Here is a 23,929-nt window from a genome sequence, read left to right on the forward strand (position 1 = left end):
CTTTGATTAAAGACTTTGGAACTGGATTTATAAAAAACGAAAACCTAAAACCTGAACGATTCCGGAACGTGCCGCAACGCGTCAGTGTGAGTCATGCGCCTGGCCGATGTACACCAGCGTCAGCATCATGAAAATGAACGCCTGCAACAGCACGATCAGAATGTGGAAGATCGCCCAAACCGTGCCCGCGACCACGTGGCCGATGAAGCCGAGCACGGAAGCGTCCGCACCGAACGTCCACATGCTGCCCAGAAGGGCGATCAGCAGGAACAGCAGTTCGCCGGCGTACATGTTGCCGAACAGCCGCATGCCGAGCGACACCGTCTTGGCGACGAACTCGATGATGTTCAGCGCGAGGTTCGGAATCCACAGCAGCGGATGCGCGCCGAACGGAGCCGACAGCAGTTCGTGCACGAAGCCGCCAGCGCCCTTGATCTTAAAGTTGTAGTAGATCATCAGCACGAACACGCCGAGCGCGATACCGATGGTGCCGTTGAGGTCAGCCGTCGGAACGATGCGATGATGCGGAAGGACGTTTTCGAGACCGAGCCAGCCGATGATGCGCGGCGGCAGATCCACGGGGATGAAGTCGAGCGAGTTCATCAGGGCGACCCAGACGAACACGGTCAGCGCGAGCGGAGCGATGAAGCGGCGGCTGCCGTGGATCATCGACTTCGACTGGTCTTCGACCATTTCGACCAGCATCTCGATGGCGCACTGGAAACGGCCGGGAACACCGGACGTCGCCTTGCGTGCAGCAAGACCGAGAATGACGATGGTGATGACACCGCACACGATCGACCAGAACAGCGTGTCGAGATTCCAGACGTGGATGTCGAAGATCGACGTCTGTGCGTGCGTGGAAAGATTCTGCAAGTGGTGCGCAATGTACTCGGACGGATCCAGAGCGTGCGTTCCTTCGCTAGCTGCCATATCGTTAAAGCCACCCAAATTGTCAAAAATCTTTCGCCGCCTGTCGCTTCCGAGCCGCCGCTTCGCGTCGCGGCTCCGGGTCGAGAGGCCCGAGTGCGGCACAACGTCCGCACTTGTTCATACGTGATGCTACTTACAATCCGTGCTGCGGGCACTTACCTGGGACGTCAAGAATCGTCACCGAAGCGCCATTGCAACCCAGTAAGTCTTCAGAGCGACGATGTACGTAACGAGCAGCGGCAACCACAACGCGCTCTTGTACCAGTACGCGACCGCCACGAACATGGCGATCGTCGCTCCCATCTTGAGCGCTTCGCCGATCATCCAGCTCATGATCGTCTCCGCGCCGCTCTTCGCCCGCAGGCGCGCGGCGAACAGAGCGCTCGGCACCCAGCAGATCGCTCCCCCCAGAAATGCGGACAGCGCAGCATCGCCCGGCGGCTTGTAGAACAGCCACCACAACAGCGTCGCACCCAGGGACAAAACCATTTGCGCTGCCACGACCTTAAACGGCGTGACACGCGATGGACGACTCACCTCGGGCCCAAACAGCTTCTGTGCCTGATCCCGCGTGAGCGGAACGATATTATTTTCTTGCGCTTCGGCATCCCACGAGTCGCTCGACGAACTGCGCGGCTGATTTCCGGAGGCGTTTTCATCGCCGGTTGCGTGAGCGTCCGGCGCTCGATTTTCCTCTCGCACCGTCTTCCAACCTTCAACCAAAAGTCCGGGAAAATCACCCTGCGCTTTCGCTGCGCTTTCGAGGTGGCCTAGCTGATAAATCCGGGCGATTGTAAGCGATTGTTGTCACGGATTCAATAGTTTAGGCGCGTCAAAAACCAAGCAGACGAACCTTAAAAAACGGTCTCAAAAGCGAGACTTTCCTTGCAATTGCAAGGAGATTTTCATTCGATGGAGGAGCCTGCGCCGAGCATCAAACGAGCGCCCAGCCGATGACGATTGCCACGATCCAGAACGGGATCGACACCATGTGAAATGGCATCCACATGCCTTTTTCACCCGACAAGCGCACGGCGATGAGATTCGCGAGCGAACCGATTGCGATACCGAATCCACCGACGCTCACGCCAAATGCGAGCGCGCGCCAGTCCTTCGAGAACTCCGCGAGCACGATGGCCGCCGGCACGTTGCTGATGGCCTGCGACAGCACCGCGCCCGCCGCATACGCTCGCATCGGCGTATCGATGCCTATATGGCCGATGCCTGCGTGAATCGACGGCAAGGCGGCCGCGCTGCGCAGCACGATGAACATCATCACGAAGATGAGGAGCAGCAGCCAGTCGATCTTCAACACGACTTCACGTCGCCACAACAGGAAGACGGCCGCCAGAACGGCCAGCGCCGGGCCGGCGTGATGCGCATCGGCGAGCGCGACGAACGCCGCAAACGCGAGCACGCTGACACCGCACAGCACGCGATCGACGCGATGTTCCTCGACATCGCCGGAAAGATCCAGCGGCTCCGCGCGGAACATCGCGAACGTGACGATGCCGAGCAGCGCCATCAACGCGGCGCACAGCGGCAGCATCGCCCAGACGAACGCCGGGAAGCCGACGCCGCTCGTCTGCCACAGGAAAAGGTTCTGGGGATTGCCGAGCGGCGTGAGAATCGAGCCTGCGTTGACCGACAGCGCAATGACGATGACGAGCCGTTTGATCGGCAGCGGCGCGAGCTTGTGCAACGACAAGGCGAGCGGCACGACGGCGAAGAGCGCAACGTCGTTGGTCAGCACCGTGGACAGGCCCGCGGCGAGCGCCACGAGCAGCAGCGCCAATGTACGCTCGCCATGAATGTGATGCACGAGGCGATGCGCGGCCCACATCAGGAATCCTGATAATTCGATGGCTTTGGTCAGCACCAGCAGGCCCGCGAGTGTAAGCACCGTCTGCCAGTCGACGAGACCCGGCAGGGACATCCACGGACGTGGGTGGGCGAGCTGCAACACGACGAGCGCGAATACCAAAATGGCGAGAACCGGCTCTTTCGAGACGGCCCGCCAGATGCGCGCAAGAAAGTCGGAACGTGTACGGTTGACGTCGAATTCGGACAAGATGTGCGCGGGTCAGGCTGTGGGAGTCGTCGCTTCGATGCTGCCGCGCAGCTTCGTCAGAATGCCTTCGAGCGAGTCGAGCGTGCCGAAATCGATCGTGACTTTTCCGCGCCCTCTTCCGCCCAGCTTGATCTTCACGTTGGCCGATAGCAGATCCGACAACTCTTCTTCGAGCCGACGCGTATCACGTCCGCCGTCGTTTGCGGCGCGTGCTTTTGTCGCAGGCGCTTCCTTGGTCGTCGCCGCGACGAGGCGCTCCGTTTCACGCACCGACAAGCGGCGATTGACGACGTGATTGGCAAGTTGAATCTGCGTCGCTGCGTCGACGGCGAGCAGCGCGCGCGCGTGACCCATGTCGAGGTCGCCGGCGAGGAGCATCGTCTGAACGGGCGTCGCCAGGTTCAAAAGACGCAACAGATTAGAGACGGCGCTGCGCGAGCGGCCGACCGACTCGGCAGCCTGTTCGTGCGTGAAGCTGAACTCATCGAGCAGGCGCTGGATGCCCTGCGCCTCTTCCAGCGGATTCAAATCCTCGCGCTGGATGTTTTCGATCAGCGCCATCGCTGCGGCAGCCTGATCTGGCACGTTTTTTACGAGAACGGGGACTTCATCGAGCCCCGCCAGGCGCGCGGCGCGAAAACGCCGCTCGCCCGCGATGATTTCATAGTGATCGTCGCCGACGGAGCGCACGAGGATCGGTTGCATCAGCCCTTGCGCGCGGATACTCGCCGCGAGCTCCTGAAGCGCGCCCTCGTCCATGCGCGTGCGCGGCTGATACTTCCCGGCCTGCAGCTTGTCGAGCGGCAACACCGACGGCGTGCCTTCACCGCGCACGGCTTCCGTAATGTCGACGCTGCCGCCGAGCAATGCATCCAGGCCTCGGCCCAAACCCTTCTTTTTCATCACAGCGCTCATTTCGGTTCCTCCATCGGCGTGACTGCCGCATCGAATGGGTTTGCTTAGTTGAGGTCGAGCGCACGCACGCGCTCGATCATTTCCGTGCCGAACTGGATATACGCCTGCGCGCCGCGCGACGATTTGTCGAACACGACACCCGGCAGCCCGTAGCTCGGCGCCTCGGCAAGACGGACATTGCGCGGGATCACGACGTCGAACAGCTTGCTGCCGAAATGCTCTTTCAATTGATCCGACACTTGTTGTTGCAGCGTGATCCGGGGATCGAACATCACGCGCAGCAAGCCGATGACCTTCAGGTCGCGGTTCAGATTGGCGTGAACCTGCTTGATCGTGTTCACGAGGTCGGACAGCCCTTCCAGCGCGAAGTATTCGCACTGCATCGGAATCACGACGCCGTGCGCCGCGCACAACGCGTTGAGCGTCAGCAGCGAAAGCGCCGGGGGGCAATCGATCAGCACGAAGTCATAGTCATCGACTACTTCTTCGATCGCGACGCGAAGAATGCGCTCGCGGTTTTCCATGTCCACGAGTTCGACTTCCGCGCCAGCGAGTTCGCGATTGGCCGGCAGCACGTCGTAACCAACGGCCTCCGGACGGGTACGCGCTTCGCGCAGCGTGACGCCATCGACGAGCACTTCGTAAACCGTGTTCTCGCACGCGGCCTTGTCGATGCCGCTACCCATGGTCGCGTTGCCCTGCGGGTCCAGGTCGATCAGCAACACGCGCTGACCCAGCCCCGCGAGGCTCGCCGCGAGATTGACCGCTGTCGTGGTCTTTCCAACGCCGCCCTTCTGATTTGCGACGCAGAAGATTTTTGCCATCGTTTAGTGTCCTCGTTTCTTCGCTGTCAGAAGATCAGCGTGCCTGGAATGGCGGATGAAAACCTTCAACGAACCGTCATACCGGCTCGACGGCAATCTCGACGAGATGCCGTTCGGCGTCGAGCATCGGCACATTCAAGCGCTCGATGCCGAGCACCGTGGCGCCCGCCGGCACTCGCGCGGCTTCGGCATCTGGCTTCACCCCTTTCATCGCCAGAATCCGCCCGTTGTCCGCAACCAGATGACGCGAAAGTGTAACGAAATCGGAGAGCTCTGCGAATGCGCGCGACACGATTACATCGAATTTTTCCGGTACTTCGATGCCTGGACGTAAACTTTCGACGCGCCCGGTTACGACAGACAGATTGTTCAGACCTAACTGGGCCTTCGCCTGCGACTGAAAAGCTGTTTTCTTGTGGACGATGTCGTTCAACGTCACACGCACATCTGGCTGCGCGATCGCCAGCACGACGCCGGGCAAACCGCCGCCCGAACCGACGTCCAGCAGAGTCGACGGATTTCGCGCGGATACAGCCGGGACGATCGCGAGCGAATCCAGAATGTGCTGGATCAGCATCTGCTGCGGGTCGCGGATTGCCGTCAAGTTATAGACGGAGTTCCACTTGGCGAGCAGCGCGACATAATCGAGTAGTTTCTGGCTTTGCGAAGACGACAGCGCGAGGCCGAGCGCGGCGACGCCCTTTTCGAGCGTCGTCGGCAGAGTTTGGTTGCGCTCCGTCATTGAACCGCCGTCGTATTACCGCTTGCCGAATCGTCGCTAGGCGAGTTGCGGCCGCGACGTCCCGCGCCGCGCTTCAGATGCACCATCAGCAGCGAGATCGCGGCCGGCGTAATGCCCGAGATTCGCGATGCCTGACCGATGGTCTCAGGCCGGTGCTGAATCAGTTTCTGGCGAGCTTCAAACGACAGGCCGCGGACTTCGTTGTAGTCGAGACCTTCGGGCAGGCGCGTATTTTCCTGCGCGCCGTTTCGCACGATCTCGTCCGCTTGCCTGTCGATGTAACCTTGATACTTCACGCCGATTTCGATTTGCTCCTTGATCTGGCTGAGAAGAACCGAATCCTCCGCTAACGGCGCGTCCGGGCCACACGCCCCGTCGCGCAGCGCGCAGATGCCGTCGTACGAAACACCCGGCCGGCGCAGCAGATCCGCCAAGCTGTACTCATGGTCGATCGGCTTGCCGAGCAACGCGGTCGCCTCTTCGGCCGGCAGCGTCTTCGGGTTGACCCATGTCGAGCGAAGACGCTGTGTTTCACGTGAAACAGCGTCGCGCTTGCGGCTGAACGCGTCCCAGCGAATATCGTCGATGACACCAAACTCGCGGCCAATTTCCGTGAGACGCATATCCGCGTTGTCCTCGCGGAGCGACAGACGGTACTCCGCGCGGCTCGTGAACATGCGGTACGGCTCAGATACGCCCCGCGTCACGAGATCGTCTACGAGCACGCCCAGATACGCCTGATCTCGACGCGGCGACCACGCCTCTTTACCTTGGACTTGGAGTCCGGCGTTGACTCCCGCAAGCAAGCCTTGCGCAGCTGCCTCTTCGTAGCCGGTCGTACCGTTGATCTGTCCGGCGAAGAACAAGCCGTTGATCGCCTTCGTTTCCAACGACGCCTTCAGCGCCCGCGGATCGAAGTAGTCGTATTCGATCGCATAGCCAGGACGAAGGATGTGCGCGTGCTCCAGGCCCCGCATCGAGCGCACGAGCTCGAGTTGCACGTCGAACGGCAGACTCGTGGAGATGCCGTTGGGATAGAACTCGTTCGTGGTCAGTCCTTCCGGCTCCAAGAAGATCTGGTGCGCGTCTTTCGAAGCGAAGCGGTGGATCTTGTCCTCGATCGACGGGCAATAGCGCGGTCCGACGCCTTCAATAACGCCCGTATACATCGGCGATCGATCGAGTCCGGAGCGGATGATGTCATGCGTCCGCGCATTCGTGTGCGTGACCCAGCACGGCATTTGACGCGGATGCTGCTCTACTCGACCCAGAAACGAAAATACCGGGATCGGATCGAGGTCGCCCGGTTGCTCTTCGAGTTGCGAAAAATCTATCGTGCGGCCATCGATGCGCGGCGGCGTGCCCGTTTTGAGACGGCCCTGAGGCAGCTTCAATTCCTTCAGACGCGCGGAAAGCGACACCGCAGCGGGATCGCCCGCGCGACCGCCGACATAGTTATTCAAACCAACGTGGATCTTCCCATCGAGGAACGTCCCTGCGGTCAGCACGACGGCGCGCGCGCGGAAACGCAGACCCACCTGCGTCACAGCACCGACGACGCGATCGCCCTCGACCATCAAATCATCGACCGCTTGCTGGAACAGCCAGAGATTCGGTTGATTTTCCAGCCGATGGCGGATCGCCTGCTTGTACAGAAGGCGATCAGCTTGGGCGCGCGTCGCCCGCACCGCCGGCCCCTTCGACGAATTGAGAATGCGGAACTGAATGCCGGACTCGTCCGTCGCCGCAGCCATGGCGCCACCGAGCGCGTCGACCTCCTTGACGAGATGGCCTTTGCCAATCCCGCCGATGGACGGATTACAGCTCATCTGACCGAGCGTCTCGATGTTATGGGTCAAAAGCAGCGTTTTGCAGCCCATGCGCGCGGAGGCGAGCGCCGCCTCAGTGCCCGCGTGACCGCCTCCGACGACGATCACATCAAATTCTGTGGGATAAAGCATTGGGATATCGTGTGCGAACGACACGAACCTGAAGAGAGAATAGCTTTGAATTATAACGGTTTCTTCCCGCCCTCGAATTCGCTCAAACGGCCAGCGATGAAAAAAATGGCGTGTTTCACGTGAAACACGCCATCGGTGGGCACCGCCATTGTGGCGTCTAAGCCACTTTTTTCGTCAGGCCGAGATAAGTCTCGATAACTTGGGGATTGTGTTGAAGCGCATCGGCGTTCCCTTCGAGGGCAAACTCACCCGTCTCGAGAACATAGCCGTAGTCGGAGATTTGCAGCGCGGCGCGTGCATTTTGTTCAATCAGCAGCGTGGCAACGCCCGTCTGACGCAGAGCGCTGATGATATGGAAAATCTCCTTGACGATCAGCGGCGCCAGCCCGAGGCTCGGCTCGTCGAGCATGAGAAGTTGCGGCTTACCCATCAGCGCGCGGCCCACCGCCAGCATCTGTCTCTCTCCACCCGACAAGGTTCCGGCCGCTTGCTTCCGCCGTTCCTTCAGTCGCGGGAAAAGCTGAAATACATGATCGAGCTGATCAAGGTAATTCCGTTCGCCTGCCTTTTTACGCCGATAAGCGCCGAGCACGAGGTTGTCCTCTACCGCCATCGTCGCGAATAGCTCGCGTTTTTCCGGCACCAGGCACATTCCACGAGCGACACGACGCTCAATCGGTAACGCAGAGATATCTTCTCCAAGATATCGCACAACACCCTTCGAATGCCCCGTCTGCGGCAGCGCGCCCATGATCGCGTTAAGCAGCGTCGACTTTCCCGCGCCGTTCGGCCCGATGACGGAAACGATCTGCCCCGCGCCGACGGTGAGCTTGCCGTCGTGCAACGCCTCGACCTTGCCGTAGCGTACCGACAAGCCGTCCACTTGAAGAATCGGATCTGCCATCACTCCACCCCACCCAAATATGCTTCGAGCACCGCAGGATCCTTCTGGACTTCTGTCGGCAATCCTTCGGCGATCTTGGTGCCGAACTCCATCACCACAAGCCGATCCGTCAGATTCATCACGAAGTCCATGTCGTGTTCGACCAGAAGAATGCTCATCCCTTCGGCGCGAAGTTTTCGCAGCAAGTCAGCCAGTTGTAGCTTTTCCTGATACCGCAAGCCAGCGGCAGGTTCGTCCAAGAGCAACAGAGTCGGATCGCAGCACAGCGCGCGGGCGATTTCCAGAATCCGCTGCTGACCCAGCGCGAGACTCCCCGCTTCGCTATAAATATGCTTCTCCAGCCCGACGCGCTTGATCTGCTTCGCGGCCTCCGCCATCAGCCGCGCTTCCTCCGCCGCATTCAGACGGACGACGCTGCGCCAGACGCCCGTATTGCCACGCAGATGCGCTCCGATCGCGACGTTCTCCAGAACCGTCATCCCCGGCAGCATCTTGACGTGTTGAAACGTACGCCCGATGCCACGTTTGACGATCTCGCGCGAAGTCAGCTTCTCGATGCGTTCGCCGTGAAAACTGATCGCGCCGCTCGTCGCTTGAAGCACGCCTGTGACGAGATTGAACGTCGTGGATTTGCCTGCGCCGTTTGGTCCGATCAGACCGATGATCTCGCCGGCCTTCACCTCGAAACTGACATCATTCACCGCGACGAGCCCACCGAACTGCTTGCGCGCCTTGTCGACAACCAGCAAGCGCTCGCCCGCCGTCGGTTTGCTGCGCTGCGGCAGGGCGTCGCCGTGATCTGGAACGTGAGCGCGAGGACCACGAGGAAAGACGCGCGCGACGAACGGCCATACGCCCTGTCTCGCGTATTGCAACAGCAGAACCATCACGACGCCGAAAACGATGATCTCAAAATTGCCGTTGGCGCCGATCAGCTTGGGCAGAAGCGTCTGCAGATAATCCTGCAGAACGGTGAGGATCGTCGCACCGAGAATCGCACCCCAGACGTGCGACACGCCGCCGACCACCGCCATGAACAGGAACTCGATGCCGTGATTCAGCCCGAACGGCGTCGGATTCACCGCGCGCTGCAAGTGCGCGTACAGGAAGCCGGAAACGGCCGCCAGAACTGCTGCATAGATGAAAATGACCACGCGCATCCACGCCGTATTGACGCCCATCGCCTCGGCCATCGTGCCGCCTCCGCGCAATGCGCGAATCGCGCGGCCTGGCCGACTATTAAGCAGATTCTGAACAGATATCACCGCGAGCAGCACGACGACCCAGATCAGGTAGTAGATGCTGCGCCCCGATTCGAGCTGCCAGCCGAACACGTTGAGCACCGGAATCCCATTGATGCCGTCGTACTTGCCGAGCAGTTCCATGTTGCCGAACAGATAGAACAGCGAGAGGCCCCACGCGATCGTCCCGAGCGGCAGAAAGTGCCCGGACAGACGCATGGTGATAAGACCGAGCAGCAGCGCGATAAATGCCGTCAGCACGACGCCTGCGATGAGCGCGAGCCACGGCGAGACGCCATAGCGCGTCGTCAGGAAGGCCGTCGCGTATGCGCCCACGCCGACAAACGCAGCCTGGCCGAAGCTCGTCATCCCGCCGATGCCCGTCAGCAGAACGAGGCCGATCGCGACGATCGAATAGAGGCCGATGTAGTTCAGCAGCGTGATCCAGTACTCGGGCACGGCGACCGGCCCGGGCAGAATCGGCAACGCGAAAACGATCAGCAGAAAGATCCAGAAAGAACGGAATTTCATCGGCTCACTCCTCGTCCTCATCCGAATGCGGGCTCGCCAGGCTTCGCCACAGCAGCACCGGAATAATCAGCGTAAAGACGATCACCTCCTTGTACGCGCTCGCCCAGAACGACGAATACGATTCGAGCAGACCCACGAGCAGCGACCCCGCCGCCGCGAGCGGATAGCTCACCAGACCGCCGACGATCGCGCCCACGAAACCCTTCAGGCCGATCAGAAAGCCCGAGTCGTAGTAGATCGTCGTGATGGGCGCGACGAGCACGCCGCAGAGCGCGCCGAGCCCGGTCGCGAGCGTGAACGCGAGGCGCCCCGCCTGTGTCGTGCCGATGCCCACGAGCCGCGCGCCCAGACGATTCACCGACGTCGCGCGCAACGCCTTGCCGGAAATCGAGCGATCGAAGTAGAAGTACAGCGCGACGATCAACACGACAGCCGTCCCCACGACCCACAGGCTTTGCCCGGAGATCGATACGCTGCCGAGATTGAAGTTGGCGTCGGAGAATGCCGTCGTGCGCGATCCTTCGGCGCCGAACATCACGAGCCCGAGGCCGACCATCGCGAAGTGCACGGCGACCGCGACGATCAGCAGCAACAGCGTGCTCGCCTCCGCGATCGGCTCATAGGCGAGGCGATAGACGAACGGCCCCATCGGCACGACGATGAGAAGCGTCAGCGCGATCTGGGCCAACATCGGCAAAGGCTGCGCAAAAGCGGCTTGCGTAATGCCCCAAACCGCAACGGGAAACAGCAGATACTTGCCGGCCAGGACGGTGAGCAAGCGTCCGATCTGGTGATATCGCGAAGGATGCCGAACGATGCCAGCGAGTTCGGCGATAAAGCAGCCGACGCCCATCGCGATGAGCAAATAGCAGGTGGCGGGCAGCTTCTGCGTCTGCAGCGCGGCCAGCGTGAGCGCGCCATACGCGACGAACTCGCCCTGCGGAATGAAAATGACGCGTGTCACGGAGAACACGAGCACCAGCGCGAGCGCGAGCAACGCGTAGATCGCGCCCGTGGTGATCCCGTCCTGCGCGAGGATCGCCGCAATCGATAAGTCCATACTTCCTCTTTGGAGCTTCTTGTGAAACATGGTCAAGCGGCGCGCCGTTGCCGGTGCGCCGCTTGTTCTACGAGATCATCTCGAATTTAAGAAACAGGAACGCGCGGGTAAGGCGCGTTCCACGACATCAGTCGTTCAGCAGCTTCCACTTGCCGTCGACGATCTGCACCATCACGCGCGCGCGATTGTCGAAGCCGTTGTGATCGGTCGGCGTCATGTTCATGATGCCGTGCGACACCGGCAGATCCTTGAGGTTTTCGAGCGCCGCGCGCAGCGCTTCGCGGAACTCCGGCGTGCCCGGCTGGCCCTTCTTCAGCGCTTCGGGAATCGCGCGCTGAAGCATCTGCCCGGCGTCCCAAGCGTGGCCGCCGAACGTCGACAGCGAACCCGCGCCGTAAGCCTTCTCGTACGCGTCCTTGTACGCCGCCGACGACTTCTTCACCGGATTGCTCTCCGGCAATTGCTCGGTGACGAGCACCGGACCGGCGGGCAGGATCTCGCCCTCGCAATCCTTGCCGCACACGCGCAGGAAGTCGTTGTTGGCGACGCCGTGCGTCTGATAGACCTTGCCCTTGTAGCCGCGCTCCTTCAGCGCCTTCGCCGGCAGCGCGGACGGCGTGCCCGCACCCGCGATCAGCACCGCGTCGGGATTCGCGCCCATCGTCTTCAGCACCTGGCCGGTCACGGACGTGTCCGTGCGGTTGAAGCGCTCGTTCGTGACGATCTTCAGCTTGTGCGCCGTGGCCGCCGTGTTGAACACGTTGTACCAGCCGTCGCCGTAGGCATCGGCGAAGCCGATGAAGCCCACGGTCTTCACGCCGTGCTTCTCCATGTAGCTCGCGATTGCATCGGCCATGAGCGCGTCGTTCTGCGGCGTCTTGAAGACCCACGCTTTCTTCGCGTCCATCGGCGAGATGATCGCGGCCGAGGCGGCCATCGAGATCATCGGCGTCTTGCCCGCGGCGGCCGGGTCGATCATCGCGAGCGAGTTTGGCGTCACGGTCGAGCCGACGATCGCATCGACGTGATCTTCGTCGATCAGCTTGCGCGTGTTCTGCACGGCTCGGCTCGTGTCGGAACCGTCGTCGAGCACGATCCATTCGACCGACTTCCCGCCGATTTCCTTGGGCAACAGCGCGACGGTATTTTTCTCGGGAATCCCGAGCGATGCCGCCGGTCCGGTCGCCGAGAGCGTCACGCCGATCTTCACTTGCGCGAGCGCCGCGCCCGCGCCCGCGAACACGCTGCCCGCGATGGCGAGCGCGATGCCGGTCTTGATCCATGCCTTCTTCGTTTTCATTGCTTGTCTCCAAACGCGCACACTGGCGGTGCGTTGCTGCGAGTTGTTATCGATGCGACTTTCGAGGCCAATCAAAGAGCCGCCCCAATCTATTTACCGCGATACTGCGTGCCAAGGCTCGTTTTCCCTGACCGTTGCGCCCTCTTCTTCGTCGGGGCTTTCGTTGCACAACGCAGAAAAAAGGCGCGTTCGAAACGACGCGCCTTTTTTTCTCGAATCAGTTCACATGCGATTGCGTCAGTTGCCCGAGAGCTTCCACTTGCCGCCTACGATCTCCACCATCACGCGGGCGCGCTGGTCCAGTCCGGAGTGATCGTTGCGGCTCATGTTGAAGATGCCGTGCGATGCAGGCAGATTCTTCGTCTCTTCGATGGCCGCGCGCAGCGCTTCGCGGAACGCCGGCGTGCCGGGCTGGCCCTTCTTCAGCGCAATGGGAATCGCGCGCTGCAGAATGAGGCCCGCGTCCCACGCGTGACCGCCGAAGGTCGACACCGAACCCGCGCCGTAGGCGCCTTCATACGCTTTCTTGTACGTGAGCGCGGCCTGCTTCACGGGATTGCTGTCGGGCAACTGCTCCGCGACGAGCAGCGGTCCGGCGGGCAGGAACGTGCCTTCGCAATCCTTGCCGCACACGCGCAGGAAGTCGTTATTGGCGACGCCGTGCGTCTGATAGATCTTGCCCTTGTAGCCGCGCTCCTTGAGCGTCTTCTGCGGCAGCGCGGCCGGCGTGCCCGCGCCCGCGATCAGCACCGCGTCCGCGTTCTGCGACATCGTCTTGAGCACCTGGCCCGTCACCGATGCGTCGTTGCGCGCGAAGCGCTCGTTCGCGACGATCTTCAGCTTCGCGAGATCGGCCGCTTTCGAGAATTCCTTGAACCAGCTCTCGCCGTAGGCATCGGAGAAGCCGATGAACGCGACCGTCTTCACGCCATGATTCGACATGTGCTGGGCGATCGCGGTGGCCATCAGAATGTCGTTCTGCGGCGTCTTGAAGACCCACGCCTTTTTCGCGTCCATCGGTTCGACGATGCTCGCGGCTGCGGCCATCGAGATCATCGGCGTGTGCGTTTCAGCGGCGATGTCGGTCATCGCGAGCGAGTTCGGAACGACGGTCGAGCCGACGAGCGCATCGACATGATCTTCGCTCGTCAGCTTGCGCGCGTTTTTCACAGCCTGCGTGGAATCGGTGGCGTCGTCGAGAACGATGTATTCCACCTTCTGCCCGGCGACCTCCTTCGGAAGCAACGAAACGGTGTTCTTCTCGGGAATGCCAAGCGACGCCGCCGGGCCCGTTGCCGAAACCGTCACGCCGATTTTCACGTCCGCCAAAACCTGATTGCTGATTACCGCCGATAATGCCGCGACGGCCATTGCGACCGCCTTTCCGCGTAATGCCAACTTCATTGATTTGCGCCCCGTAAATCGTGCTTATGCGTAAAGAATCGCCTGCGGATATGTCCGTGATTCGCGCCGCTTCGAATCGCCGACCGACGGGTCGGGAAATGCAGTTTAGCGGACGAAAGCGCCGGGCAGCAAGCGTTTTGAAGGGTCTTCCCGGGCTTCGAACGTTGTTTTTTCAGCGCTTTTCCGACGACGCCGCACGCATCCCTAAACCCTCGGGAAAACCCCGCCTTAAATCCGTCGAGGGATTAATTCGTATTATCGACGGGCAAATAAAAAAGCGCTGTTGGACTCATCCAACAGCGCTTTTCGGTCGGGCACTTCGTGCCTCATGTCTCCTCGTTCTCCACCTCAAAAATCTGGGTGCAACAGAACTAGGACGCATGTTAAAGAACGCAACAGTGCCCGGCAACCTAGCATTTACCCTAGTGGTGCACAAAAGCACCTCAACGGGGCGTATTTCTTGCAATACAGCGCGCTTCTCGCGAAGCCCCAATTAATTCGCAATTCAAAGTAAATCGCTTCAGCCTTGCAGCGGCCGAACCCGCGCAACGATCTCCCCGACAATTCCGCGACGGAACGCCAGCACGCACGCGATGAAGATGACGCCCGTCACGATCGTCACCGATTCGCCCAGCGAGTTGAACCACGTTACGCCCGTGAGCCGCGCGATGCCGCTGCCGATATCGCCGAGCCGGTCTTCCAGCGCGACGATGATCGCCGCGCCGAGCAGCGGGCCGAACATCGTGCTCATGCCGCCGACGAGGGTCATCAGCACGACGAGGCCGGACATCGTCCAGTGCGCGTCGCCCAGGGTTTCGAAGCCGAGCACGAGCGTCTTCGTCGCGCCCGCGAAACCCGCGAGCCCCGCCGACAGCACGAACGCGAGCAGCTTGTAGCGCGACGTGTCGTAGCCGAGCGAAATAGCGCGCGGCTCGTTCTCCTTGATCGCGATCAGCACTTGCCCGAACGGCGAATGCACGATGCGCACGATCAGCGCGAACGCGAGCAGCATCACCACGAGCACGACGTAATACAGCGTGATGTCGTTGCCGAGATCGATCGCGTTGAACAGCTTGCCGCGCGGCACGCCTTGCAGACCGTCTTCGCCATGCGTGAACGGCGCCTGGAGGAAGACGAAGTACACCATCTGCGCGAGCGCGAGCGTGACCATCGCGAAGTAGATGCCCTGGCGCCGAATCGCGATCAGGCCGGCGACGAGACCGAGCAGCGTCGCCGCCGCCGTGCCCGCGAGCACGCCGAGCTCCGGCGTGAAGTTGAGCGTCTGGATCGCGTAGCCGGCCACGTAGCCCGCGGAAGAGAGGAACATCGCGTGTCCGAACGACAGCAGCCCCGTATAGCCGATCAGCAAATTGAACGCGGCCGCGAAGAGCGCGAAGCACAGCACTTTCATCATGAACAGCGGATACACGCCGACGAACGGCGCCACGATCAGGCCGATCAGCAACAGGCCGTAGAGCGCTTTTCTCTGCATCATTTTTCCTTGCCGAAGAATCCTGCCGGGCGAATCATCAACACGATCGCCATGATGACGAAGACGACCGTCGCGGACGCTTCCGGATAGAACACGCGCGTCAAGCCTTCGATCACGCCGAGCAAGAGACCCGTGAGGATCGAGCCCATGATCGAACCCATGCCGCCGATCACGACCACCGCGAACACCGTGATGATCATCGACTGGCCCATCAGCGGCGACACCTGAATCACCGGCGCCGCAAGCACGCCCGCGAACGCCGCGAGCGCGACGCCGAAGCCGTAGGTGAGCGTGATCATCATCGGCACGTTGACGCCGAACGCCTCGACGAGCTTCGGATTCTCCGTGCCCGCGCGCAAATAAGCGCCGACGCGCGTCTTCTCGATCACGAACCACGTCGCGAAACACACGACGAGCGACGCCACGACCACCCACGCGCGATAGTTCGGCAGGAACATGAAGCCGAGATTGGTCGCGCCTTGCAGCAGCGACGGCACGTCGTAAGGCTGCCCCGACGAACCGTAGATCGAGCGAAACACGCCTTCGATCACGAGCGTGAGGCCGAACGTGAGCAGCAGCCCGTAGAGATGATCGAGCTTGTAGAGCCAGCGCAGCATCGATCGCTCGACGAAAACGCCGAACAGCCCGACGATGACGGGCGCGAGCACGAGCATCGCCCAGTACGGGACGTTGAAGTAGGAAGCGCCCATCCATGCGAGCATCGCGCCCAGCATGAAGAGCGCGCCGTGCGCGAAGTTGATGACGTTGAGCAAGCCGAAGATCACCGCGAGCCCGAGGCTCAGGATCGCGTAGAACGAGCCGTTCACCAGCCCGAGCAGCAGCTGGCTCATCATCGCGGCGAGTGGAATGCCGAAAATTTCCATTGAACCTGCCGTCAGAAACGTGTTGACGCGGTTGCGGCGGCCGAGCGGCCCTCTTGGCCGCCCGCCTCGCGAACGCGCTGAATCACCGCCGAACGCTTACTTCCAGAGCTTGCAGCGCGACTCCGCCTTCGTGCCGAACGCCTGATCGCCCGGAATCGTCGCGGTGATCTTGTAGTAGTCCCACGGCTCCTTCGATTCCGACGGCTTCTTCACTTCCATCAGATACATGTCGTGGATCATCGAACCGTCTTCGCGGATGTAGCCCTTCGCGTAGAAGTCGTCGATCTTCGTCTTCTTGAGCTGCGCCATGATCTTGTCGCCGTCGGTCGTGCCCGCCGCCTTCACCGCGTTCAGGTAGGCCATCACGGCGGAATAGTCCGCTGCCTGCAGGCTCGACGGCATCTTCTTCATCTTGCCGAAGTAGCGCTGCGCCCATTTGCGCGTGTTCTCATCCTTGTTCCAGTACCAGCTGTCCGTCAGGACGAGACCCTGCGTCGTTTCGAGCCCGAGGCTGTGGATATCGTTGATGAAGATGAGCAGCGCGGCGATCTTCATCGACTTGGTGATGCCGAATTCCTTCGCGGCCTTGATCGAGTTGATCGTGTCGCCGCCCGCGTTCGCGAGGCCGAGCACCTGCGCCTTCGATCCCTGCGCCTGCAGCAGGAACGACGAGAAGTCCGACGCCGACAGCGGATGACGCACTTCGCCGAGCACCTGGCCGCCGTTCGCCTTCACGACGTCGGCCGTATTCTTTTCGAGCGCCTTGCCGAACGCATAGTCGGCGGTGAGGAAGTACCACGTCTTGCCGCCCTGCTTCGTCACCGCGGAACCGGTGCCTTTCGCGAGCGCCATCGTGTCGTACGCGTAGTGCACCGTGTACGGCGAGCATTGCTCGTTGGTCAGGTTGTCCGCGCCCGCGCCGATGTTGATGTACGGCGTCTTCTTCTCCGCCGCGACTTGCGCGGTCGAGAGCGCCGTCGCCGAATTCGTGCCGCCGATGATCGCGTTCACGCCGTCGCGGTCGATCCATTCACGCGCGCGCGATGCCGCGATATCCGCCTTGTTCTGGTGATCCGCATAGACGAGTTCGATCGGCTTGCCGTTCACCTTGCCGCCGAAGTCCGCGATCGCCATGCGAATGGCTTCGAGGCCGCCCTGGCCGTCGATGTCCGCGTAGAGGCCCGACATGTCGGTGACGAAACCGATCTTCACGGTGTTGCCGTCGGCGGCGTTGGCGCTCGTGCTCATCACCGCCACACTCGCCGCCGCAGCCGCAAAGCACAGAGTAGAGAGGCGCGCGAGGGTCTTCTTTTTCATTCCAGTCTCCATGAGTTTTGATTTGTTGCGGTGTTACTGGTGTTGCCCTTCTTTCCGGCGTGCCGCGTTCGGGATCGATTACACCCCGAGCAATTCGTGCAGCACCGGCATCTTCGCTTCGAGTTCCCCCGCGCCGAAATGCTCGACGATGTTTCCGTGCTCCATCACGTAAAAGCGGTCCGCGAGCGGCGCCGCGAAACGAAAATTCTGTTCGACCATGACGATCGTGTAGCCGCGCGACTTCAGCATGAGGATCATGCGCGCGAGTGTCTGCACGATGACCGGCGCGAGACCTTCCGAGATTTCATCGAGCAGAAGCAGATTCGCGCCCGTGCGCAGAATGCGCGCGACGGCCAGCATCTGCTGCTCGCCGCCCGAAAGACGCGTGCCCTGGCTCGCGCGGCGCTCTTTCAGGTTCGGGAACATCGAATAGATCTCGTCGAGCGACATCGCGTCCTTCTGCTTGCCGATGAGCGGCGGCAACAGCAGGTTTTCCTCGCACGACAAGCTCGAAAAAATGCCGCGCTCCTCCGGACAATAGCCGACCCCGTAATGCGCGATCTTGTGTGTGGCGAGCCCGATGGTTTCGTGTCCCGCGACGCGAATCGAGCCCGTCCTGCGCCCGGTCAGGCCCATGATGGCGCGCAGCGTCGTCGTGCGGCCCGCGCCGTTGCGGCCGAGCAGCGTGACCACTTCGCCGCGGTTCACCTTGAGGTCCACGCCATGCAGAATGTGCGATTCCCCGTACCACGCCTGCAATCCCGAGATTTCCAGCGCGGGCACATTGCCCGCCGCGCCGTTCGCCTCGCGCGAGCGGCGCTCCTCCACGATCGTACTCATGCATGCGCTCCGGTGAGCGCCGCATCGGCGCTGCCCATGTAGGCTTCCATCACGAGCGGATTCTTCGACACTTCCGCGTAGCTGCCTTCGGCCAGCACTTCGCCGCGCTGAAGCACGGTGATGGTGTCGGAGATGCCCGCGATGACGTTCATGTTGTGCTCGACCATCAGGATGGTGCGGCCCGCCGATACTTTCTTGATGAGCGCCGTCACGCGGTCGACGTCTTCGTGGCCCATGCCTTGCGTCGGTTCGTCGAGGAGCATGAGTTCGGGCTCCATCGACAGCGTGGTCGCGATCTCCAGCGCGCGCTTGCGGCCGTACGAAAGCTCGACAGTTTTGGTATCGGCGAAATCGGTGAGGCCGACTTGCGTGAGCAGATCCATCGCGCGGTCGTTGAGCGCGTCGAGAGAACGCTCGCTGCGCCAGAAATGAAACGACGTACCCAGTTGCCGCTGCAAGCCGATACGCACGTTCTGCAGCACGGTCAGATGCGGAAACACGGCGGAAATCTGAAACGAGCGGATGATGCCGCGCCGCGCGATATGCGCCGGCCGCTCGCGCGTGATGTCCGTGCCGTTGAAAACGATCTGGCCCGCAGTGGGTTCGAGGAACTTGGTGAGCAGGTTGAAGCAGGTTGTCTTGCCTGCGCCGTTCGGTCCGATCAGCGCATGGATCGAACCGCGGCGAACGCGCAGGTTCACGCCATTCACGGCCGTGAAGCCTTTGAATTCCTTCGTGAGTCCTCGCGTTTCAAGAATGGTGTCGCCGAGAATCATGTCCCCTTCCATGCGAAGTGAGACGCTGGGGCAAACTCTGTTCGCCTGCGCCTTATTTTTTCTTTCCGCGCGCACCCGAACGTTGTCTCCATTCCGGTACTGCTTCGCTTCGCGCGTCGCTGTTGCGGCCGCACAAAGTGTGCACGTGGCATGCCGAGCATCACTAATTCCGGGGCCATTGTCGCGCCAATGATGCAGCGCAATCATTGGGATTTGCACTTACTAACGATTTGCTTGGAGTCCCGCCGCATGCACGTTATGGGGGCATGGGGAATGCTTATGCAGGGCGCAAATAAGCGATGACTGATCGAGCGTCATGCGCGCGTCATGCATACGTCATTCATCACGTCACGCGAGCGCCGTCGCGATCACTTCCTGCGCTTCGATGCTGCGCCGGTCTTCGCGGATCATGTCGCTCGCGCGCTCGGCGATCATCAGCGTCGGCGAATTCGTATTGCCCGATGTGATCGTCGGCATCACCGATGCATCGACGACGCGCAGGCCGCGCACGCCGATCACGCGCAGGCGGCTGTCGACGACCGCCCCCGGATCGTTGTCCGTGCCCATGCGGCATGTGCCGACCGGATGAAAGATCGTCGTGCCGACCTTGCCCGCCGCTTCGACGAGTTCTTCCTGCGTCTGAAACTGAATGCCGGGCAAGATCTCTTCCGGCGCATAACGCGCGAGCGCGGGCGCGCCGGCGATGCGCCGCGTGAGGCGCAACGCATTCGCGGCGACTTCGCGGTCGCGGTCCGTCGACAGATAATTCGGCGCGATCAGCGGCGCCGCATGGGCATCGGGCGATTCGATATGCACGCTGCCGCGCGATGTCGGCCGCAGATTGCACACGGATGCCGTGAACGCATTGAACGCGTGCAGCGGTTCGCCGAAGCGTTCGAGCGACAAGGGCTGAACGTGATACTGCACGTCGGGGCGCTTGATCGATGCATCGTCGGGATTGGACTTCGCGAACGCGCCGAGCTGCGATGGCGCCATCGACATCGGGCCGCTACGCAACAGCGCGTATTGCATGCCGATGAAAAGCTTGCCCCACCAATGCGCGGACAACGTGTTCAACGTGCGCACGCCGTTGACCTTGTACGCCATGCGCAATTGCAAGTGGTCCTGCAGATTTTCGCCGACGCCGCGCAGACTCTTCACGACATCGATGCCGAGACGCTGCAGACGCGCGCCATTGCCGATGCCCGAGAGTTCGAGAATCTGCGGCGAATTCACCGCGCCCGCGCTGAGAATCACTTCGCATCGCGCGCGCGCGATGTAATCGACATCGCCGCCGCGATACTCCACGCCGACGCAGCGCGCGCCTTCGAACACGAGGCGTTGCGTGTGCGCGCCGGTGATCGTCGTGAGGTTCGGACGCTTCATCGCTTCACGGAGAAAGGCCTTCGCCGCATTCCAGCGAATGCCGCCGCGCTGATTCACTTCGAAATAACCGACGCCCGTGTTGTCGCCGCGATTGAAGTCATCGGTCGCGGGAATGCCGCTCTGCTGCGCGGCCTGCGCGAAGGTTTCGAGAATCTTCCACTTCAGACGCTGCTTCTCGACGCGCCATTCGCCGCCCGCGCCGTGCCATTGGTTGCCGCCGCCGTGATGATCCTCGCTGCGCTTGAAGATGGGCAGCACGGAATCCCACGACCAGTTCGGATCGCCGCTGACATGCGCCCAGTCGTCGTAGTCCTCGCGCTGGCCGCGCATGTAGATCATGCCGTTGATCGACGAGCATCCACCGAGCACGCGCCCGCGCGGATACGACAGCGCGCGTCCGTTCAGGCCCGGTTCGGCCTGCGTCTTGTAAAGCCAGTCCGTGCGCGGATTGCCGATGCAATACAGATAGCCGACCGGAATATGAATCCAGTGATAGTCGTCCTTGCCGCCCGCTTCGAGCAGCAGCACGTTCACGTCGGGATCTTCGGTTAGGCGATTCGCGAGCACGCAACCCGCCGTGCCCGCGCCGACCACGATGTAGTCGAATTCACCTTCCAGCTTGCGCGCGTTCTGTTTCATCGCTTGTCTCCGTGGCGCGCCGTCTTGTGCGGCGTCTTTGGCTTGCAGATCAACCGAGCGTACTGCGGGATGCGCTTGCGAATCCAATCAGATATGTTCAACTGGGATATAAGAAGCTTTAATATCAGCCGATGGACTACATTCTTCTGCGCGCCTTCATCACCGTTGCACGCGAAGGCAACCTCACGCGCGCGGCGGCGCAACTGCATCTGACGCAGCCGGCCGTCAGCCTGCAGATCAAGAATCTGCAGGAGATGCTGGGCGTCGTCCTGTTTTCGCGGACGTCGCACGGACTTTTGCTGACGCGCGATGGCGAAGCGCTCCTGCCGCACGCCGAACGCGCGCTCGCAGCCGCCGCCGACGTGCAGCGCGCCGCTGCTGCGCTGCGTCACGAAGTGAGCGGCACGCTGCGCATCGGCACGATTCTCGATCCCGAGTTTCTGCGGCTCGGCGGATTTTTGCGCCAGCTCGTGGAGACGCATCCGCGCATCGAGACGTCATTGCGGCACGGCATGTCGGGCTGGGTGCTGGAGCGCGTGAGGGCGCGTGATCTGGACGTCGGCTATTACATCGGCGATCCGGCCGTCGACGGCACGCGCGACGGCGAGCGCTTTCACGTCGTCAGGCTGACGCCATTTCTGTATCGCGTGCTTGCGCCGGCGGGCTGGCACAACCGCGTCAACAAGGGCAAGCGCAACTGGGCCGCGCTCGCCAAGCTGCCGTGGATCTGGACGCCGCAGGAATCCGCGCATAACCGGCTGTTGTCGCGCCTCTTCCGCGAGGCGGGCGCGATGCCGCTCGTCGTCGCGGAAGTGGATCAGGAGCCGTCGATGCTCGATCTCGTGAAATCGGGCGTCGGTCTGTCGCTCGCGCGCGATTCGATCGCGCTGGCGCAGGCGCACGCACACGCGCTGACGATCGTCGAAGGCGTCACGGTGCCGACGCAGTTGTCCTTCGTCGCGCTCGCGGAACGTCGCGATGAACCGGCGATCGCGGCGGCGCTGCGGTTGATCGACGCGCAATGGTCCGTCTGAGGGCAAATCCCGACTTCGCGGGCAAGGACTTTCAAGCGCGCTTCATCGATCGTCTGCTAGGCTGGGCGCTCGCTTTTTTACATCCAACCGTGTTCGAGGAGTCTTCATGGCACGCAACATCGAAATCAAGGCGCGCGCGCATCAGTTCGACGCACTGCGCGAACGCGCGGCCGCGCTCGCCCCCGATGCGCCGCTGGTTTTCCGCCAGCAAGACTTCTTCTACGACGTGCCGACCGGACGCCTCAAGCTGCGCCAGTTCGACGACGGCACGCCATCCGAGCTGATCTTTTATCAGCGCGACGACCGCGACGGCCCGAAAGTCTCGTATTACACGCGCAGCCCGGTGACGAATCCCGAGGCGATGCACGCGCTGCTCGCGCAGGCGCTGACGACGCGCGGCATTGTCTCGAAGGAACGGCATGTGTTTCTCGTCGGGCGCACGCGCATTCATCTGGACCGCGTGGACGGTCTCGGCGATTTCATCGAGCTGGAAGTGGTGCTCGGCCAGGACGACGACGAAGCCGGCGGCGAAGAAGAAGCTCACGCGATGTTCGCGCGTCTCGGCGTGGCGCAGACCGATCTCGTGCCGCTCGCTTACGTCGATTTGCTCAGTCCCGAGGCGTCGTCGTCGGCGAGATGAGAAAGCGGCAGCGGACCGTTGCGCTTGAACGTCGTCAGCACGATGTTCGAGCGCACGCTGTCGACGCCCGGCACGCGCATCAGCTTCTTCATGACGAAGCCTGAAAGCGCGTTCAGATCGGGCGCGACGATGCGCAGCAGGTAATCCGCATCGCCGACGGTCGCGTGACATTCGAGCACTTCGGGCAGCATTTCGATCTGCTGCTGAAACTGCTCGATGATCGAATCGCCGTGATGCTTCAGCTTCAAACTCGTGAACGCCGTCACGCCCAGGCCGAGCTTTTCGGGCCGCAACACCACCCGATATCCTTCGATCACGCCCGTCGCTTCGAGGCGCTGCAGGCGCCGCCCGATCTGCGACGGCGAAAGCGGCACCTGCTCGCCCAGTTGCTGATGCGTCGCGCGCCCGAAGCGTTGAAGCACGTCGAGCAGGGCGAGGTCGAAATGATCGAGTTCGAGCATGAGGCGGATATGCGCGGTAGCCGTGATGAATGCGACTTTATCGCATGCCAGCGGGTGCCCTCACAAACCCTTTGCGCAAAGGGGCCGTTTCGCGCGCGTTTTACGAATTCCTTGCAGCGGCAAACAAGGTAACGCCCATGTTACCAACCATGACACCGCGAAAGGCCGGATTTCATACGGAAAGACGCTAATTCGGGATAAACGCAAGCCTTAAAACAGCAAATAGAAAGCTCGATCGTCAGTTACCTTTCAGTCTCGACTACCATTCCTGAAGCGCTCGTAAGCTTCCCAGGCGGCGCGAGCCTCGTCGTCCAGTTGCTCGGGCGGCAGCCCGGATTGACGCTGTACAATCAGCAGCGCATAGGGCCTGGACAGCGCGCTCGCTTCCTTGCAGAGGCTGAGTTCGTCGCCGCTCGACGGGGAGCGGCCGCGCCAGTAGTTGATCGCGGCTTCGAGTTCGTGGATCGGGATGACAGCCATGTCCGGGCAGAAATACATTCGGTGTACGGCCGCTCGCGGCTTCAGAAAAACAGGTCGCGCACGCCGCATGAGATGTGAGTTTTGAACCGGCTCG

The 23,929-nt window shown here is 61.7% G+C and carries 22 protein-coding genes; 2 read left to right on the forward strand and 20 right to left on the reverse strand.

The window, feature by feature from the left end:
- Positions 1-81 precede the first annotated feature (81 nt).
- The 18 genes from atpB to NCS67_RS12955 all read right to left on the reverse strand — a co-directional run bounded on the left by atpB (position 82) and on the right by NCS67_RS12955 (position 21,220).
- On the reverse strand, positions 82-933 hold the full coding sequence (gene atpB, locus NCS67_RS12870; RefSeq protein WP_008352455.1) for a F0F1 ATP synthase subunit A: 852 nt from the start codon (positions 931-933) through the stop codon (positions 82-84).
- Positions 934-1,110: 177 nt separating this feature from the next.
- Positions 1,111-1,635, reverse strand: coding sequence for an ATP synthase subunit I (locus tag NCS67_RS12875; RefSeq protein WP_033536468.1), 525 nt, complete (start codon positions 1,633-1,635; stop codon positions 1,111-1,113).
- A 232-nt stretch (positions 1,636-1,867) separates the two neighbouring features.
- Complete coding sequence (locus NCS67_RS12880; RefSeq protein WP_250435347.1) at positions 1,868-3,004, reverse strand: SLC13 family permease; 1,137 nt, start codon at positions 3,002-3,004, stop codon at positions 1,868-1,870.
- Between the two features lie 12 nt (positions 3,005-3,016).
- Complete coding sequence (locus tag NCS67_RS12885) at positions 3,017-3,919, reverse strand: ParB/RepB/Spo0J family partition protein (RefSeq protein ID WP_008352449.1); 903 nt, start codon at positions 3,917-3,919, stop codon at positions 3,017-3,019.
- 44 nt (positions 3,920-3,963) lie between these two features.
- Positions 3,964-4,743: a ParA family protein gene (locus tag NCS67_RS12890; protein ID WP_008352447.1), complete on the reverse strand. Its 780-nt coding sequence runs from the start codon at positions 4,741-4,743 to the stop codon at positions 3,964-3,966.
- Positions 4,744-4,819: 76 nt separating this feature from the next.
- Positions 4,820-5,485 carry a 16S rRNA (guanine(527)-N(7))-methyltransferase RsmG gene (gene rsmG, locus NCS67_RS12895; RefSeq protein WP_250435349.1) on the reverse strand — a complete coding sequence of 222 codons (666 nt, stop codon included), beginning with the start codon at positions 5,483-5,485 and terminating at the stop codon, positions 4,820-4,822.
- Positions 5,482-7,446, reverse strand: coding sequence for a tRNA uridine-5-carboxymethylaminomethyl(34) synthesis enzyme MnmG (gene mnmG / locus NCS67_RS12900; RefSeq protein ID WP_250435351.1), 1,965 nt, complete (start codon positions 7,444-7,446; stop codon positions 5,482-5,484). The genes rsmG and mnmG overlap by 4 nt, the downstream gene beginning before the upstream one ends.
- A gap of 157 nt (positions 7,447-7,603) precedes the next feature.
- Entirely contained in the window at positions 7,604-8,350 is a 747-nt protein-coding gene (locus NCS67_RS12905) for an ABC transporter ATP-binding protein (protein ID WP_175979665.1), read from the reverse strand.
- Positions 8,350-10,122, reverse strand: a complete 1,773-nt coding sequence (locus NCS67_RS12910) for a branched-chain amino acid ABC transporter ATP-binding protein/permease (protein ID WP_502801855.1) — start codon at positions 10,120-10,122, stop codon at positions 8,350-8,352. Before NCS67_RS12910 ends, NCS67_RS12905 begins: the two co-directional genes overlap by 1 nt.
- A gap of 4 nt (positions 10,123-10,126) precedes the next feature.
- Positions 10,127-11,182: a branched-chain amino acid ABC transporter permease gene (locus NCS67_RS12915; RefSeq protein WP_250435354.1), complete on the reverse strand. Its 1,056-nt coding sequence runs from the start codon at positions 11,180-11,182 to the stop codon at positions 10,127-10,129.
- A gap of 127 nt (positions 11,183-11,309) precedes the next feature.
- Complete coding sequence (locus NCS67_RS12920; protein ID WP_008352435.1) at positions 11,310-12,482, reverse strand: ABC transporter substrate-binding protein; 1,173 nt, start codon at positions 12,480-12,482, stop codon at positions 11,310-11,312.
- Positions 12,483-12,719: 237 nt separating this feature from the next.
- Positions 12,720-13,886: an ABC transporter substrate-binding protein gene (locus NCS67_RS12925; protein ID WP_250435355.1), complete on the reverse strand. Its 1,167-nt coding sequence runs from the start codon at positions 13,884-13,886 to the stop codon at positions 12,720-12,722.
- A gap of 520 nt (positions 13,887-14,406) precedes the next feature.
- Positions 14,407-15,378 (reverse strand): branched-chain amino acid ABC transporter permease, encoded by a 972-nt coding sequence (locus NCS67_RS12930; protein ID WP_008352433.1) that lies wholly within the window; start codon positions 15,376-15,378, stop codon positions 14,407-14,409.
- Positions 15,378-16,262, reverse strand: a complete 885-nt coding sequence (locus NCS67_RS12935; RefSeq protein ID WP_008352432.1) for a branched-chain amino acid ABC transporter permease — start codon at positions 16,260-16,262, stop codon at positions 15,378-15,380. The genes NCS67_RS12930 and NCS67_RS12935 overlap by 1 nt, the downstream gene beginning before the upstream one ends.
- Positions 16,263-16,358: 96 nt before the next feature.
- Complete coding sequence (locus NCS67_RS12940; protein WP_008352431.1) at positions 16,359-17,579, reverse strand: ABC transporter substrate-binding protein; 1,221 nt, start codon at positions 17,577-17,579, stop codon at positions 16,359-16,361.
- A 78-nt stretch (positions 17,580-17,657) separates the two neighbouring features.
- A complete protein-coding gene (locus tag NCS67_RS12945; RefSeq protein WP_008352430.1) occupies positions 17,658-18,419 on the reverse strand; it encodes an ABC transporter ATP-binding protein in 762 nt (253 codons plus the stop codon).
- Positions 18,416-19,195, reverse strand: coding sequence for an ABC transporter ATP-binding protein (locus NCS67_RS12950; RefSeq protein ID WP_008352429.1), 780 nt, complete (start codon positions 19,193-19,195; stop codon positions 18,416-18,418). The genes NCS67_RS12945 and NCS67_RS12950 overlap by 4 nt, the downstream gene beginning before the upstream one ends.
- Before the next feature lie 348 nt (positions 19,196-19,543).
- Positions 19,544-21,220 (reverse strand): GMC family oxidoreductase, encoded by a 1,677-nt coding sequence (locus NCS67_RS12955; RefSeq protein WP_250435356.1) that lies wholly within the window; start codon positions 21,218-21,220, stop codon positions 19,544-19,546.
- A gap of 131 nt (positions 21,221-21,351) precedes the next feature.
- On the opposite strand from NCS67_RS12955, the gene NCS67_RS12960 reads away from it, so the two are divergent.
- The gene (locus NCS67_RS12960) at positions 21,352-22,254 is read left to right on the forward strand and encodes a LysR family transcriptional regulator (RefSeq protein ID WP_008352425.1); all 903 of its coding nucleotides are present in this window, start codon (positions 21,352-21,354) and stop codon (positions 22,252-22,254) included.
- Positions 22,255-22,360: 106 nt separating this feature from the next.
- On the forward strand, positions 22,361-22,894 hold the full coding sequence (locus NCS67_RS12965; RefSeq protein WP_008352423.1) for a class IV adenylate cyclase: 534 nt from the start codon (positions 22,361-22,363) through the stop codon (positions 22,892-22,894).
- Here NCS67_RS12965 and NCS67_RS12970 read toward each other — a convergent pair.
- Together NCS67_RS12970 and NCS67_RS12975 are read right to left on the reverse strand one after the other, a co-directional pair.
- Positions 22,849-23,355: an Lrp/AsnC family transcriptional regulator gene (locus tag NCS67_RS12970; RefSeq protein WP_008352422.1), complete on the reverse strand. Its 507-nt coding sequence runs from the start codon at positions 23,353-23,355 to the stop codon at positions 22,849-22,851. The genes NCS67_RS12965 and NCS67_RS12970 overlap by 46 nt on opposite strands.
- A gap of 249 nt (positions 23,356-23,604) precedes the next feature.
- Positions 23,605-23,835, reverse strand: coding sequence for a DUF3717 domain-containing protein (locus NCS67_RS12975; RefSeq protein WP_008352420.1), 231 nt, complete (start codon positions 23,833-23,835; stop codon positions 23,605-23,607).
- Positions 23,836-23,929: the final 94 nt, after the last annotated feature.

Origin of the sequence: Caballeronia sp. ATUFL_F2_KS9A (assembly GCF_023630765.1) — a bacterium.
Classification (GTDB): domain Bacteria; phylum Pseudomonadota; class Gammaproteobacteria; order Burkholderiales; family Burkholderiaceae; genus Caballeronia; species Caballeronia zhejiangensis.